Genomic DNA, 13288 nt, shown 5'->3' with positions numbered 1-13288 from the left:
CTTCCGGGATGGTCGGGGACGGGATCACCCGCCTCACGCACCGAGCGGCGCCGTCGCCCGCTCCAGCCAGCCTCGCGCCTCCGGGTCGAGCAGGGGCGCCAGCGCCTCGCGCACGCGGGCGTGGTAGGCATCGATCCAGGCCCGCTCGCCGGGGTCGAGCAACTCCGACGCGATCAGGCGGCGGTCGTAGGGGGCGAGGGTCAGGGTCTCGAAGCCCAGCACCGGCCGCTCGCCCCCCGGCACGTCGCGATCCTCCACCAGCACGAGGTTCTCGATGCGGATGCCGTAGGCGCCGGGCGCGTAGTAGCCGGGCTCGTTGGACAGGATCATGCCCGGCTCCAGCGCCACCGTGCCGGTCTTGGCGATGCGCTGCGGCCCCTCGTGGACCGAGAGGAAGGCGCCGACCCCGTGGCCGGTGCCGTGGTCGAAGTCGAGTCCCGCCTGCCACAGGGGCGCGCGGGCGAAGGCGTCGATCTGCGCCCCCGTCGTGCCCCGCGGGAACACGGCGCGGCCGATGGCGACGTGCCCCTTCAGCACGCGGGTGTAGCGGTCGCGCATCGCGTCGGTCGGCGCACCCACCGCGACGGTGCGGGTGATGTCGGTGGTGCCGTCCGGGTACTGGGCGCCGGAATCGATCAGGAACAGCTCGCCCGCGCGCACGGTGCGGTCGCTCCCCCGGGTCACCCGGTAGTGCACGATCGCCCCGTTGGGCCCGGAGCCCGAGATGGTCGGGAAGGACACGTCCCGCAGGTCGCCGCCCGCGGCGCGGAATTCCTCCAGGGCCTCCACCGCGGCGATCTCGGTCAGCCCGCCGCCCGCCGCCGCCCGGTCGAGCCACGCCAGGAAGCGGGTCATGCTGGCGCCGTCGCGCAGGTGGGCGGCGCGCGCCCCGGCGATCTCGGCGGCGTTCTTGACCGCCTTCATCGCCGCGATCGGGTCCTTGCCGACATCGACGGTGCCGCCGGCCGCCTCGATCCGCTCCCTGAGCGCGACGGCCCCCGTCGCCGCGTCGAGCCGCACGCGGGCACCGGTCAGCGCCGCGAGACCGTCGTCGAGGTCGGCGCGGGGGTGGATGTCGGCCACGGGCTCCAGAGCCGCGCGCAGGTCGGGCGCGACGTTCGGGGAGACGAGATAGAGGCGCGCCCGGCCCTCGCGCGGCAGCACGGCGTAGCCGAGCGCCAGGGGGGTGTGGCCGACATCGCCACCGCGCAGGTTGAACGCCCAGGCGAGCGCGTGCGGATCGGAGATCACCAGGGCGTCGCAGCCGCCCTCGGCCAGCGCCGCGCGCACCCGCGCCAGCTTGTCCGCCGCCGCCTCGCCCGCCAGCGCGTCGGGCTGGACGACGACCGGGCCGGCGGGCGGCTTGGGCCGGCCGGCCCAGCAGGCGTCCACCGCGTTCGGCACGGCGCGCAAGGATCCGCCGGCCTTGGCCGCGGCCCGCTCCAGGCGGGCGACCCCGTCCGAGGTGTGCAGCCACGGGTCGTAGCCGAGGACGCCGTCGCGCTTCAAGTGGGCGGTGATCCAGGCCTCCGGGCTCGTCTCGGCCAGCGGCACGACGGCGACGATCCCGGTCTCGACCTGCTCCGGCGCCTGGAGGATGTAGCGACCGTCGACGATCAGCGCGGCGGAGTCCGCCAGCACGATTGCGGTGCCGGCCGAGCCGGTGAAGCCGGTGAGCCAGGCCAGCCGCTCGGCGTCGGCCGGCACGTATTCCGACTGGTGCTCGTCGGCCCGCGGCACGACGAAGCCGTCGAGGCCGGCCTCGCGCAAGCCCGCGCGCAGGGCCGCGATCCGTTCCGGCCCCTTGCGATGGCTCGGGTCGTCGAAGCTCTGGAAGCGGGTGCGGGGCTCGGTCATGGCCCGAGCCTATCGTCGCGGGACGGGCGGCGGCAACCGCAGCGACGATGCAGCCCCGCCTCAGCCGCCCTCCATCGGCAGGTCGGGGGCCCGGCCGGCCGGGGTGCCGTCGTAGGCCTCCAGCCACGCGGCGCGCTCGGGCGAGTCCGCCGGATACGGGCAGGCATCCTTCGGGCGGCCCTGTGCCCGGGCCCGGGCGCCCTCGGCGATCGGGTCGGTGGAGGTCCGGTCGGCCCGGGGCTCGTCGCGCGTCTCGCTCATGGCGGGAGAATGCGGGATTCGCCCGCCGGTTTCAGCGCGGCCGCGCCGCCGCGCCCCCGCGGCGCAGGACGAGGTGGACCCAGCCCTCGATCGTCCCTCGCCGCACGAGGGCGAAGCCCTGGTGGCGGTAGGCGGACAGCACCCCCGGCACGTCGCGGGCGATCAGCCCCGACAGCACCAGCACGCCCCCGCCCGCGACCACGCCGGACAGGCTGGGTGCCAGCAGCCGCAGGGGCTTGGCGAGGATGTTGGCGAAGACGAGGTCGAACCGGCGCGGGCGGGCCGCCATCGCGTGGCGCACCCCCGGCCCCTCGTAGAGCTTGAGATACGGTGCGAGCCCGTTGGCACGGGCGTTCTCGCGGGCGGTGCGCACCGCCTCCCGGTCGAGGTCGCCCGCGATCACCGGCGCGCGCAGGGCTTTCGCCGCGGCGAAGGCGAGAATGCCGGTGCCGGTGCCGACATCGAGCACCCTCGCGGGCCGGCCGCGCTTCAGCTCGCCGACCAGCGCCCGCAGGCAGCCGAGCGTCGTACCGTGGTGGCCGGTGCCGAAGGCCAGCGCCGCCTCGATCTCGATGGCGAGGTCGTTCGCGCGCACCGCCGCCCGGTCGTGGGACCCGTGGATCACGAAGCGGCCGGCGCGCACCGGCTTCAGCCCTTCGAGGGAGGCGCGGACCCAGTCCTGCTGCTCGATCGTGCGGAACTCGGCCGCGTCGGCCTCCGCGCCGATCACCGGGCGGATCAGGTTGCGGACGAAGGCTTCGTCCGGCGCGTCGGCGAAGTAGGCCTCGAGCCGCCACGTGCGCCCGTCCGCGTCCTCGAACGCGGCCACCGCCGTCTCGGTGGGGTCGAACATCTCCCCGAGCAGGTCGGTCATCGCCCGCGCCGAGGCCTCGTCGGTGGTCAGGCGCAGGATGTGGGTCGGGCGGTGGGGCGGCAGGCCTTCGAGCATGGTCCGGCTCTAGAGTGCCGCCCGGCGAAGGGGAAGCCGGTTCGCCGCGGGGCGGGGCACCGAACGCGCCGCGGGCTGGCGGGAGAGCGGGTCCGTCCCGCGGGACGGCCGCGACGCGCGCCTCGCATTGCGCAGGAATGCGGCACCGTGCCCGCGCGTTAACCAGTATGGCCGGAACCCGCGGGTCGGGCTCGGCGTTCCCGCGTGCTTCGCCCGCGAAGCGCGTTCTTCACAAGGTGCGTACAGGCGTGTCTCGGTCCAGGCATTCCACCCCCGGCGGCCCCACGTTCAAGCGGCCGCACCGTCGGCACGGTCCGGTCGTCCTCAATGAGGTCGCGAGCCGCCGGCCGGAGCATCCGTTCGGCGGCGCGATGCCGGACGGGCCGCTGCCGGGCCGCCTGCTGGTGCTGCTGAGCCGCCTGCACCGGGCCGAGTCCGCGCGCACCGTCCAGAAGTCCCCCGCGCCCGAACGGTAGCCGAAGCGCCCCCGATCCGAGCGCCTGATCCGTGCCCCTTGCCCGGCGGGGACCTGCGCCTATGATCGGCGTCGTAGCCGGCCGGATATAACGCGGCCGCGGGGGAGTTCGGATGCGCGTCTCGCGGAGAATCCTGGTGGCGGCGGCGCTGGCCGTCCTGGCAGCCGCCCCGGCTCGGGCCGCCGAGCCGGTGCTCGTGTTCGCGGCCGCGAGCCTGAAGAACGCCCTGGACGACGCCACGGCCTCCTGGACGAAGGAGACGGGCAAGACCGCGCGGATCTCCTACGCGGGCTCGAACGCGCTGGCCAAGCAGATCGAGGCGGGGGCGCCGGCCGAGGTGTTCATCTCCGCCGACCAGGCCTGGATGGATTATGCCGAGAAAGGCGGGAGCCTGAAGCCCGGCAGCCGCTTCGACTTCCTGCGCAACGCCCTGGTGCTGATCGCCCCCGCCGCCGGGACGGGAAACGCGGACCCGCAATTCGCGCTGGCACCGGACCTCGGCAGCAGGCTGGCCAAGCTGCTCGGCGGAGGCAAGATCGCCATGGCCAACACCGACGCGGTGCCGGCGGGCAAGTACGGCAAGGCGGCGCTGGAGGCGCTCGGCGGCTGGGATGCGGTGAAGGGGCAGGTGGCGCAGGCCGAGAACGTGCGCGCCGCCCTGCTGCTCGTCGCCCGCGGCGAGGCGCCGCTCGGGATCGTCTACGCCACCGACGCCGCCGCCGATCCGAGCGTGCGGGTGGTGGCGACGTTTCCCGCCGACAGCCACCCGCCGATCGTCTACCCGGCGGCGCAGACGAAGGCGGGCAAGAACCCCGACGCCGCGGCGCTGCTCGGCTACCTGCGCAGCCCCGCCGCGAAGCCGTTCTTCGAGCGGCAGGGCTTCACGGTGATCGACGGCCCGCGGGCGAGCCAGTAGCGGCCCCTTGTCCGGCCTCACCCCGGAGGAGTGGACCGCCGTCGCCCTGAGCCTGCGGGTGGCGGCGGTCGCGACGCTCGCGAGCCTGCTGCCGGGGCTGGCGGTGGCGTGGCTGCTGGCGCGGCGCCGCTTCCCCGGCCGGGCGCTCCTCGACGGGCTGGTGCACCTGCCGCTGATCCTGCCGCCGGTGGTCACCGGCTACCTGCTGCTGATCGCCTTCGGCCGGCGCGGATTCCTGGGGGCCCCGCTCGCCGAGCTCGGGATCGTGTTCGCCTTCCGCTGGACCGGGGCGGCGCTCGCCTGCGCGGTGATGGGCTTCCCGCTGATGGTGCGGGCGATGCGCCTGTCGATCGAGGCGGTGGACCGGCGGCTGGAGCAGGCGGCGGGCACGCTCGGCGCCGGGCCGCTGGCGACCTTCCTCACCGTGACGCTGCCGCTCAGCCTGCCCGGCTGCATCGCCGGGGCGGTGCTGGCCTTCGCCAAGGCGATGGGCGAGTTCGGCGCCACCATCACCTTCGTCTCGAACATCCCCGGCGAGACCCAGACCCTGCCCTCGGCGATCTACACCCTGACGCAGGTCCCCGGCGGCGAGGGGCCGGCGCTACGCCTCACCCTGATCTCGGTCGCCCTGTCGGTGACGGCGCTGCTCGTCTCGGAGTTCCTGGCGAGCCGGGCCGGGCGGCGGCTGGAGGCGGGGTGATGCGCTCACGCGTAGGCGTAGGGACCGCCCCGGGCGAGCGCCCGCCCGTAGCCAGGACGGGCGTGGATCCGCGCCAGCCAGTCCCGCAGGCGCGGCCCCGCGCCGGTGCCGCGGGCGGCGAAGGCCTCGACGGGAAAGCTCATCATCACGTCGGCGGCGGTGAAGTCGGCGCCGCAGAACCACGGGCGGGCGGCGAGTTCCGCCTCCCAGTAGGCGGCGTTCCGGGTCAGTTCGGGATCGACGAACCTGTCCTGGACGGTTCGCGCGATGCCGGCCACCAGTGGGCGCAGGGGCCACGGGCTGCCGGGGGCGAGGCGGGAGAAGACCAGCTTGAGCACGAGCGGCGGCATCGCCGAGCCCTCGGCATGGTGCAGCCAATGCGTGTAGCGGGAGCGCTCGAGCGTGCCCGCCGCCGGCACCAGGGCGCCACCGGCCCGGGTCGTCAGGTGCTCGACGATCGCCCCGGTCTCGGCGACGACCGCGCCGTCGTCCGCGATCACCGGCGCCTTGCCGAGGGGGTGCACCGCCTGGAGCGCCTTGGGCGCCCGCAGGGTCTTCGGGTCGCGGGCGTAGCGCCGGACCTCGTAGGCGAGGCCGAGTTCCTCCAGGAGCCAGAGCACGCGCTGCGAGCGGCTGTTCTCCAGGTGGTGGACGACGATCATCGCGGGGTCTCCGTGGCCGTGGGCAACGCGCAGGGGCCCGAGCCGTGCCGACGCTCCGCGACGGGGCGCTAGTGACTATCTCCGTCGACGTGACCCTGCGGCGCGGCGCCTTCGCGCTGGAGGCGGCCTTCGACGCGGGGCCGGGGCTCACCGCCCTGTTCGGCCGATCGGGCTCCGGCAAGACCACCCTGATCGACCTGATCGCCGGCCTCGCCCGGCCCGACCGGGGGCGGATCGCGGCCGGCGGCACGGTCCTCGTCGACACGGCGGCGCGGGTCTTCCTGCCGCCGCACCGCCGCCGGATCGGCGTGGTGTTCCAGGACGCGCGCCTGTTCCCGCACCTCAGCGTCCGGAAGAACCTGGGCTACGGCCGGTGGATGGCCCGGCTCCGGCCGGATCTGGCCGAATTCGCCGCGGTGACGGAAATGCTGGGCATCGGCCCGCTCCTCGACCGGCAGCCCGCCGGGCTGTCGGGGGGCGAGCGGCAGCGGGTGGCGATCGGCCGGGCGCTGCTGGCGCGGCCGCGGCTCCTGCTGATGGACGAGCCGCTGGCCGCCCTCGACGAGGCCCGCAAGGCCGAGATCCTCCCCTACATCGAGCGCCTGCGCGACGCGGCCGGGGTGCCGATCGTCTATGTCAGCCACGCGGTGGCGGAGGTGGCGCGGCTCGCCGCCACAATCGTGGTCCTCGACGCCGGCCGGGTCGCCGCCGCGGGGCCGGCCGGGGAGATCCTGCGCCGGGCCGACCTCGTGCCGGTGCGGGAGGAGGCCGGCGCCCTGCTCGACATGACCGTGGAGGGGCCCGACACCGAGACCGGGCTCACCCGCCTCGCGGGCCCGGCCGGGGGGCTGCTGGTGCCGGGACTCGCCCGGCCGCCGGGGGCCCGGGTCCGCGTGCGGGTGCCCGCCCGCGACGTGCTGGTGGCGACCGAGGCGCCGCGGGGCCTCTCGGCCCGCAACGTCCTGCCGGGACGGGTCCGGTCGCTGGCGCCGTCCGACGCGGGGGTGATGGTGACGATCGAGTGCGGCGGGGCGACGCTCGTCGCGCGGCTGACCGCGGCGGCGGTCCGCGACCTCGCCCTGGAGCCCGGCCGGCCGGTGCTGGCGGTGATCAAGAGCGCCGCCTTCGATCCCGCCGGCTTCGGCACGGCGCAGCCGGGCGTCGAGATCTGACGATCGCCGGATACAACCTGGGACAGAAACACAACCGTAAATTAGGATTCGTCCTCCACCTTCGGTTGTGCCGCTGCGTGGTGCGGTCCGGAGGACGAAGCGGATGGGAAGGCGTTCACGGCTCCGCTGCGCTCACGCCCGGCCGAAGCACCGCGCGCGACGCATCCTGTCGTGCCGACGCGGCGGGGCGGCGGTCGAGTTCGCGCTGATCATGCCGCTGCTGCTCGCGCTGTTCGCGGGCGTGACCGTCTTCGGCATCTGCCTCGGCGCGGCCCACAACCTGCGGCTGATCGCGGCGGAGGCCGCGCGGGCCTCGATCGCCGGTGTGACCGACACGGAGCGAGCCACCCTCGCCCGCAACACGGTCAACCGCAGCCTCACCGCCGGCGCCATGTTCCGCCCCGGCAGCGTCGACGTCGAGGTCGGGTCCGATCCCACCGACGCCGACGTCTACACCGTCACCGTGCGGCTCGACGCGACGACCCTCGGGCTCAACGCCTTCTCCCGCCTGCTGCCGCTGGTGCCCGACCTGATGCGCAGCACCGTCAGCGTCCGCCGGGGCGGTTTGTGACCGGGCACCCGCCCGGCCGCCGGTGCCGGTCTGTGCGGGCGTTGGCACGGGCGCGAGGTGGCGCTGACGCCGGGGCGCGGGCTCGCGGGGCCGCCATTGCCGGTGATGGACATCGTCTCCACTACCGCGGCACGCGCCAACGGTTAGAACCGAGCAGCCGAGCCGTGCCGGTACGTGATCTTGTCGGATCGCCGCACGGCAGGTGTATTTTCATCAGAAAAACGTCGATTTATCCGTTTTTTATTCTAATTTCTCGACCATTGACGGAGAAAGTGCGAAAATATGCAGCAAACAAATTGATGTGACCTCTGTCACCGGCGACCCTCCGAGTCGATGCCGAGGAAGCTCCAGTGTCTACGGGTCGAACTGTTGCTGTTTAGACACATTCTACGCGCGCAATCTGTCATACCATCTCACGTTAAGCCGGGAGCGCAATCTCCGGTCTACAACCGGCTCGGCCCGTGGGGCTCGAACAGATCGTCCAGCCCATCGGTGTCGCGAGATCCGACGTGTCGGCCGTGTTCATCGTCGAGATCGCAAGCGTATGATTCCGATTGTGCTCAGCCTCGCGGCCGGATTGCTGACCGCCCTCGTCGCCTCGACCTGGGCCCTCATCGTCGCCGGCGGGATGAGCGACGCGCCCGAACCGCGCAGGGTCGCGCCGTCGTCGGACATCAGAACCTGGTAGGAGCCCGGCGCCCACCCCGGCACGGACCCGAGCCTTCGGAACGGGCCTCCGGGGGCGAAGAGCCGTGCAAGCCGCCCGACGCGTCATCCCGGTCCGGCGCGGTGGCCCGGCATCCACGGGTGCGGTGTGGCGGGTCGCGCCGTCAATGGTCGCGGCGCGCCCCGAGGCCGGGGGTCAGCCCACCCGCCGAGAGCCGGGCGGCCTTCTGGCCGAGCCGCAGCAGTAGCATGTCGATCAGCAGGCGCAGCTCCGAATCCTCGATCCGCTCCAGGGCATCGCGGCATTCGAGGGCGTGATCGACGGCGGCGGCCAGCGCGTCGCCCGGATCGGCGAGGTTCTGGGCCAGGGTACGGGCGGGTGCCGCGTCGCGCGGCGCGGCCTCGGTGATGTCGATGATGATGCCGTGCCCCTCGCGCCGACGGGCGCCGCGGGAGACCCGGCCGCGGTCGAGGATCCGGCGGATCTCGCCGGTCGGCGAGAGGGTGCGGTACTCGGCCACGAGCAGGCCGCCGTGCTCGCTCAGGGCGCGGAAATGCCGGAACAGGGCGGGGCGGTCGTCGGGATGGACGCGGGCCTTGGCGGTCTCCAGGGACACCGGCCGCCCGGCGAGGCCCGGGTCCCCCGCCAGCACCGCCGCCGCCCCGGCGTCGAGGATGCAGCGGTCCGGGCTCGACGACCACGACCACGCACCGACCACGCCGGACGCGTCCAGCGCCGCGGTGAGGTCGACCGGCTGGTTGCGCGGTCGCTTGATCGCATCGACGTGCATGGGCGATCTCCGAGAACGGTGCGCCCCTGCGCGCCTTTCGCAGACATACAACCAAAAATGGAATTAATGAGTGGTTAACTCAACCGGTCGCCCCGGCACTTCTCGGGTGCATTCTACCGATCCGGCAGGCATTTTCGGGCTCAAACCCGCCTTCCGATCTGTCGGGCGAGCCCATCACAACCCGCGCAGGTTGCAATTTGGATGGCCGAGCACCGCGCATTCCGGCGCGGCCGGGCGGTTCAGCCGAGCTGCGTCAGCAGGGTGAGGGCACCGAAGATCAGCACCGAGGCCACCGAGAGCGCGAGCAGGATCAGGGCCGCGCGCGATTCCCGCAATTCCGGCGACATCGGCGTCCCCCGCAACGTTCGCTCCGGGCCGAACCTCGCACCGAAGCCCGGCCCTGTCGAGCCGCGCGCGGGGCCCGGCCATCCCCGCGGAAACAGCCGGGCCCCGTGTTCCTCGCCGTGCGGCGCCCGCCTCAGGCGGCGGTGCGGGCCTCCACCATCCGCGCCAGGAAGGCGCTGCCGATCGGGATGATCGAGTCGTCGAAGTTGTAGCCGGCATTGTGCAGGCCCGGGCCCGGCCCGGCCCCGAGCCAGACATAGGCGCCGGGGACCACCATGGTCATGTCGGCGAAGTCCTCGCTGCCCATGCGCGGCACGGCGTCGGCATCGACCTGTCCGGGCCCGACGAGCTCGGCCGCGACCTCGGCGGCGGCGGCCGCCTGCGCGGGGGCGTTCTCCAGCACCGAGAACACGTCCTGGATCTCCACCGCGATCTCGGCGCCGTAGGCGGCGGCGAAGCCCGCGGCGAGCTCGCGCATGCGGGTTCCGGCCATGGCGCGCACGTCCGCGTCGAAGGTGCGGATCGTGCCGGCCATGTGCGCGGTCTCGGGCACGACGTTGTAGGCCGAGCCGGCCTCGATCCGGGTGATCGACAGCACGATCGACTTCAGCGGGTCGGCGTTCCGCGAGACGATCGATTGCAGCGCCTGGGCGAGCCCAGTGGCGACCACGATCGGGTCGATCCCCTTGTGGGGCTGGGCGGCGTGGATGCCCTTGCCGCGGATGCGGATGTCGAAGAAGTCCGCCGCGGCCATGATCGGGCCGGGGCGCAGCTTGATGTGGCCGTGCTGGCCGCCCGGCTGGTTGTGCAGGCCGTAGATCTCGTCGCAGGGGAAGCGCTCGAACAGGCCGTCCTTCAGCATGGCGCGGGCGCCGCCGCGGCCCTCCTCGGCCGGCTGGAAGATGAACACCGCGGTGCCGTCGAAGTCGCGGGTCTCGGCGAGGTAGCGGGCGGCGCCGACGAGCATGGTCGTGTGGCCGTCGTGGCCGCAGGCGTGCATCTTACCCGGATAGGTCGAGCGGTAGGGGAGGTTGGTCTCCTCCTCGATCGGCAGGGCGTCCATGTCCGCGCGCAGGCCGATGCGGCGGCCGCTGTCGGTGCGGCCCTTCAGCAGGCCGACGACGCCGGTGCCGCCCACCCCCCGGTGCACCTCGCAGCCGAAGGATTCGAGCAGGTCGGCGACGATGCCCGCGGTGCGGGTCTCCTCGAAGCCGAGCTCCGGGTGGGCGTGCAGGTCGCGGCGGAGCGCCGTCAGTTCGTCGGCGAAGGTGCTGATGCGGTCGATCGGGCTCATGGCGGTGGGACTCACGGTTTCTGGAACTCGCGGAAGGGACGTCAGGACTCGGGGGCGTCCGGGCAGGCGCGCCGGAACGGGGTGAGGGTGTCGAGGGCATCGACCGCCTCGGCCACGTGGGCGCGCTCGCGCTGCAAGTACGCGGCCACCGCCCGGCGCAGGGCGGGGTCGGCGATGTCGTGGGCCGAGTGCATCAGGGCCGGCCGGTAGCCGCGGGCGAGCTTGTGCTCCCCCTGAGCCCCCGCCTCGACCCGCTTGAGGCCGCGGGCGATCGCGAACTCGATCGCCTGGTAGTAGCAGACCTCGAAGTGCAGGAACGGGTGGTCCTCGACGCAGCCCCAGTTGCGCCCGTACAGCGCCGTGTCGCCGATCAGGTTGATCGCCCCGGCGATGTACGTGTCCCCGCGCCGCGCCATGACCAGCAGCACCCGGTCCGCCATCCGCTCGGAGAGGATCGAAAAAAAACGGCGGTTGAGGTAGGGGCGGCCCCACTTGCGGGCGCCGGTGTCCATGTAGAACGCGAAGAACGCGTCCCAGACCGCCTCGGTCAGGTCGGAGCCGGTGAGGGGCTCGATCGTGATGCCGGGCCCCAGCGCGTCCCGCCGCTCCCGCCGGATGGTCTTGCGCTTCCGGGAGGCGAGGGCGTCGAGGAAGTCGTCGAAGGTGGCGTAGCCGGCGTTCTCCCAGTGGAACTGCTGGTCGGTGCGCTTCAGGAAGCCCGCGGCGCCCGCGCGCTCCCACTCGGCCTCCTGCATGAAGGTGACGTGGATCGAGGAGGCCTCGGTCTCCGCCCGCAGGGCCCGCAGGCCCGCCACGAGCCCGGCGGTGGCCTCGGCCGCGTCGGCTCCCGGCGCGATCAGGAAGCGCGGGCCGGTGACCGGGGTGAAGGGCACGCTGACCTGGAGCTTGGGATAGTAGCTGCCGCCGGCCCGCTCGTAGGCGTCGGCCCAGCCGTGGTCGAACACGTACTCGCCCTGGCTGTGGGACTTCAGGTAGCAGGGGGCGAGCCCGAGGATCTGCCCGTCGCGCTCCACCGCCACGTGCAGCGGCAGCCAGCCGGTCTTGCGGGAGACGCAGCCGGATTCCTCCAGCGCCGAGAGGAAGGCGTGGGAGACGAACGGATTGAAGGTCTCGTCGCCGGCCGCCAGCGTCTCGGGGGAGAGGGCGCAGGCGTCCCAGGCCGCGGCGCCGATCTCCTTCAGCCCGGTCAGCGCCCGCACCGTGAGCGCGACGGAGTCCGGCGGCGGCGCGGGTGCTCGCTTCATGGGGCGGCACTGTAGAACCGCCGCCGATGCGGTTGCAATCGGAGGGCGCGGGGCGTCGCGTTTTGTCGCGCTCCGGACCGCGGCGCGACACCCCGGCGCGACACCCCGATGCTACTCGGGCTCGGCCTCCGCCGTGTCGAGGCTGCGCCCGGCGTCGAGGAAGCGCTGCGGGTCGACCGGATCGCCGTCGATGCGGGTCTCGTAGTGCAGGTGCGCGCCGGTGGAGCGGCCGGTGGACCCGACGAGGCCGATCGTCTCGCCGGCCGCCACGCGCTGGCCCGGCCGCACGCCGATGCGGGCGAGATGGCCGAAGCGGGTGGTGAGGCCGTGCCCGTGATCGATCTCGACCATGTTTCCGTAGCCGCCCGAGCGCTCGGCGGCGGTCACCACGCCGGCCGCCGTGGCGCGGGCGGGGGCGCCGTACTCGGCCTTCAGGTCGAGCCCGGTGTGGAGGGCGAGGCCGCGGGTGAACGGGTCGAGCCGGCTGCCGAACGGGCTCGACACCGGCGCCTCGCCGCGGGTCGGGCGGCGCAGGGGCAGTTCGGCCGCGAGCCGGCGCAGGCGCCGGCCGTCGCCGAGCGCCCGGCGGGCCAGCGCGAGGGCGCCGTCGAAGTCCGCCCCGGCGAGCGCGCGCCCGTCGAGGGGCACGAGGGGACCGCCGAGGCCGTCGGCGGCGGCGGGCACGTCGAACCGGGCCGGGTCGAGGCCGGTGCGGCCGATCACGCCGCGCAGGCGGGCCACCTCCGCGTCGGCCCGGGCGGCGAGCCGCTCCAGCCGCTCCCCCTGGGCCGCCCCGAGGCCTTCGAGGCGCGCCTCCAGGCGGATCAGGCCGGTCTCCGCCTCGCGGGCGCTGCGCCGCCCCAGGGCGGGGGAGGGGCGGGGTGCGGCCTCGGCCGGGCGCAGGCTGAAGCCGTCGAGGGCCGCCGGCTGGCCCGCAGGCGCGGACAGGGTGCCGGTCACCGCCGGCTCGGCGAGCCCGGCGAGCACCGTCTGGCGCCGCTCCAGCTCGGCCTGACGCTCCAGGGCCGCCGAGACCCGGGCGGCGAGCGCGACCTCGGTGCCGGCCCGGTCGGTCCGGCCGCGGTCCATCTGCTCCTGCAACTCGGAGATCCGCGCCTCGTAGGCGCCGCGCATCGCCGCCTGCCGGGCGACGAAGCGGGCGAGCACGTCGTCGTGGAACAGGAGGATGCCGCTCGCCCCGAGGGCCCAGAGGAGGGCGAGGGCGAGGCCGCCCGCGAGCCACGGCACCCGCCGGCGCCGCGGCTCGGCGGGATCCGCGGGGTTCGGAGGCGGGCTCGAAGGACTGATCGAACGACTCATGACACAACCCGTCGCGCGGGCCGCCATTGAGCATCCGGTAAGG

At 74.1% G+C, this 13288-nt stretch carries 14 protein-coding genes; 6 read left to right on the top strand and 8 right to left on the bottom strand.

Annotation, left to right across the window (positions count from 1 at the left end; genetic code table 11):
- Positions 1-33: 33 nt before the first annotated feature.
- The 3 genes from Q8W71_RS16585 to Q8W71_RS16575 are packed head-to-tail and all read right to left on the bottom strand — an operon-like array spanning position 34 to position 3067.
- Positions 34-1857 (bottom strand): aminopeptidase P family protein, encoded by a 1824-nt coding sequence (locus Q8W71_RS16585; RefSeq protein ID WP_305526498.1) that lies wholly within the window; start codon positions 1855-1857, stop codon positions 34-36.
- A gap of 60 nt (positions 1858-1917) precedes the next feature.
- Entirely contained in the window at positions 1918-2118 is a 201-nt protein-coding gene (locus Q8W71_RS16580) for a ribosome modulation factor (protein ID WP_305526497.1), read from the bottom strand.
- Between the two features lie 31 nt (positions 2119-2149).
- A complete protein-coding gene (locus Q8W71_RS16575; protein WP_305526496.1) occupies positions 2150-3067 on the bottom strand; it encodes a 50S ribosomal protein L11 methyltransferase in 918 nt (305 codons plus the stop codon).
- A 248-nt stretch (positions 3068-3315) separates the two neighbouring features.
- On the opposite strand from Q8W71_RS16575, the gene Q8W71_RS16570 reads away from it, so the two are divergent.
- From Q8W71_RS16570 to modB, 3 genes are all read left to right on the top strand, one after another.
- Positions 3316-3543 carry a hypothetical protein gene (locus tag Q8W71_RS16570; RefSeq protein WP_305526495.1) on the top strand — a complete coding sequence of 76 codons (228 nt, stop codon included), beginning with the start codon at positions 3316-3318 and terminating at the stop codon, positions 3541-3543.
- Between the two features lie 112 nt (positions 3544-3655).
- On the top strand, positions 3656-4459 hold the full coding sequence (gene modA, locus Q8W71_RS16565; protein WP_305526494.1) for a molybdate ABC transporter substrate-binding protein: 804 nt from the start codon (positions 3656-3658) through the stop codon (positions 4457-4459).
- 7 nt (positions 4460-4466) lie between these two features.
- Positions 4467-5159 (top strand): molybdate ABC transporter permease subunit, encoded by a 693-nt coding sequence (gene modB / locus Q8W71_RS16560; protein WP_305526493.1) that lies wholly within the window; start codon positions 4467-4469, stop codon positions 5157-5159.
- Positions 5160-5164: 5 nt separating this feature from the next.
- Here the strand turns inward: modB and Q8W71_RS16555 are convergent, their stop codons facing one another.
- Positions 5165-5821 (bottom strand): glutathione S-transferase, encoded by a 657-nt coding sequence (locus Q8W71_RS16555; RefSeq protein ID WP_305526492.1) that lies wholly within the window; start codon positions 5819-5821, stop codon positions 5165-5167.
- 71 nt (positions 5822-5892) lie between these two features.
- On the opposite strand from Q8W71_RS16555, the gene modC reads away from it, so the two are divergent.
- From modC to Q8W71_RS16540, 3 genes are all read left to right on the top strand, one after another.
- Positions 5893-6993, top strand: coding sequence for a molybdenum ABC transporter ATP-binding protein (gene modC, locus Q8W71_RS16550; RefSeq protein ID WP_305526491.1), 1101 nt, complete (start codon positions 5893-5895; stop codon positions 6991-6993).
- 103 nt (positions 6994-7096) lie between these two features.
- Positions 7097-7564, top strand: a complete 468-nt coding sequence (locus Q8W71_RS16545) for a TadE/TadG family type IV pilus assembly protein (protein WP_305526490.1) — start codon at positions 7097-7099, stop codon at positions 7562-7564.
- A 556-nt stretch (positions 7565-8120) separates the two neighbouring features.
- Complete coding sequence (locus tag Q8W71_RS16540; RefSeq protein WP_305526489.1) at positions 8121-8252, top strand: hypothetical protein; 132 nt, start codon at positions 8121-8123, stop codon at positions 8250-8252.
- Positions 8253-8394: 142 nt separating this feature from the next.
- On the opposite strand, the gene Q8W71_RS16535 is transcribed toward Q8W71_RS16540, so the two are convergent.
- The 4 genes from Q8W71_RS16535 to Q8W71_RS16520 all read right to left on the bottom strand — a co-directional run bounded on the left by Q8W71_RS16535 (position 8395) and on the right by Q8W71_RS16520 (position 13245).
- Complete coding sequence (locus Q8W71_RS16535) at positions 8395-9021, bottom strand: PAS domain-containing protein (protein ID WP_305526488.1); 627 nt, start codon at positions 9019-9021, stop codon at positions 8395-8397.
- A 478-nt stretch (positions 9022-9499) separates the two neighbouring features.
- The gene (locus tag Q8W71_RS16530) at positions 9500-10660 is read right to left on the bottom strand and encodes a M20 aminoacylase family protein (RefSeq protein ID WP_305526487.1); all 1161 of its coding nucleotides are present in this window, start codon (positions 10658-10660) and stop codon (positions 9500-9502) included.
- A 41-nt stretch (positions 10661-10701) separates the two neighbouring features.
- Positions 10702-11925: a GNAT family N-acetyltransferase gene (locus Q8W71_RS16525; protein ID WP_305526486.1), complete on the bottom strand. Its 1224-nt coding sequence runs from the start codon at positions 11923-11925 to the stop codon at positions 10702-10704.
- A gap of 111 nt (positions 11926-12036) precedes the next feature.
- On the bottom strand, positions 12037-13245 hold the full coding sequence (locus tag Q8W71_RS16520) for a M23 family metallopeptidase (RefSeq protein ID WP_305526485.1): 1209 nt from the start codon (positions 13243-13245) through the stop codon (positions 12037-12039).
- Between the last annotated feature and the right edge of the window lie 43 nt (positions 13246-13288).

Origin of the sequence: Methylobacterium amylolyticum (assembly GCF_030700245.1) — a bacterium.
Taxonomy (GTDB): domain Bacteria; phylum Pseudomonadota; class Alphaproteobacteria; order Rhizobiales; family Beijerinckiaceae; genus Methylobacterium.
The sequence above is the reverse complement of the archived record's forward strand: the minus strand, read 5'-3'. Positions and strand labels throughout refer to the sequence as shown.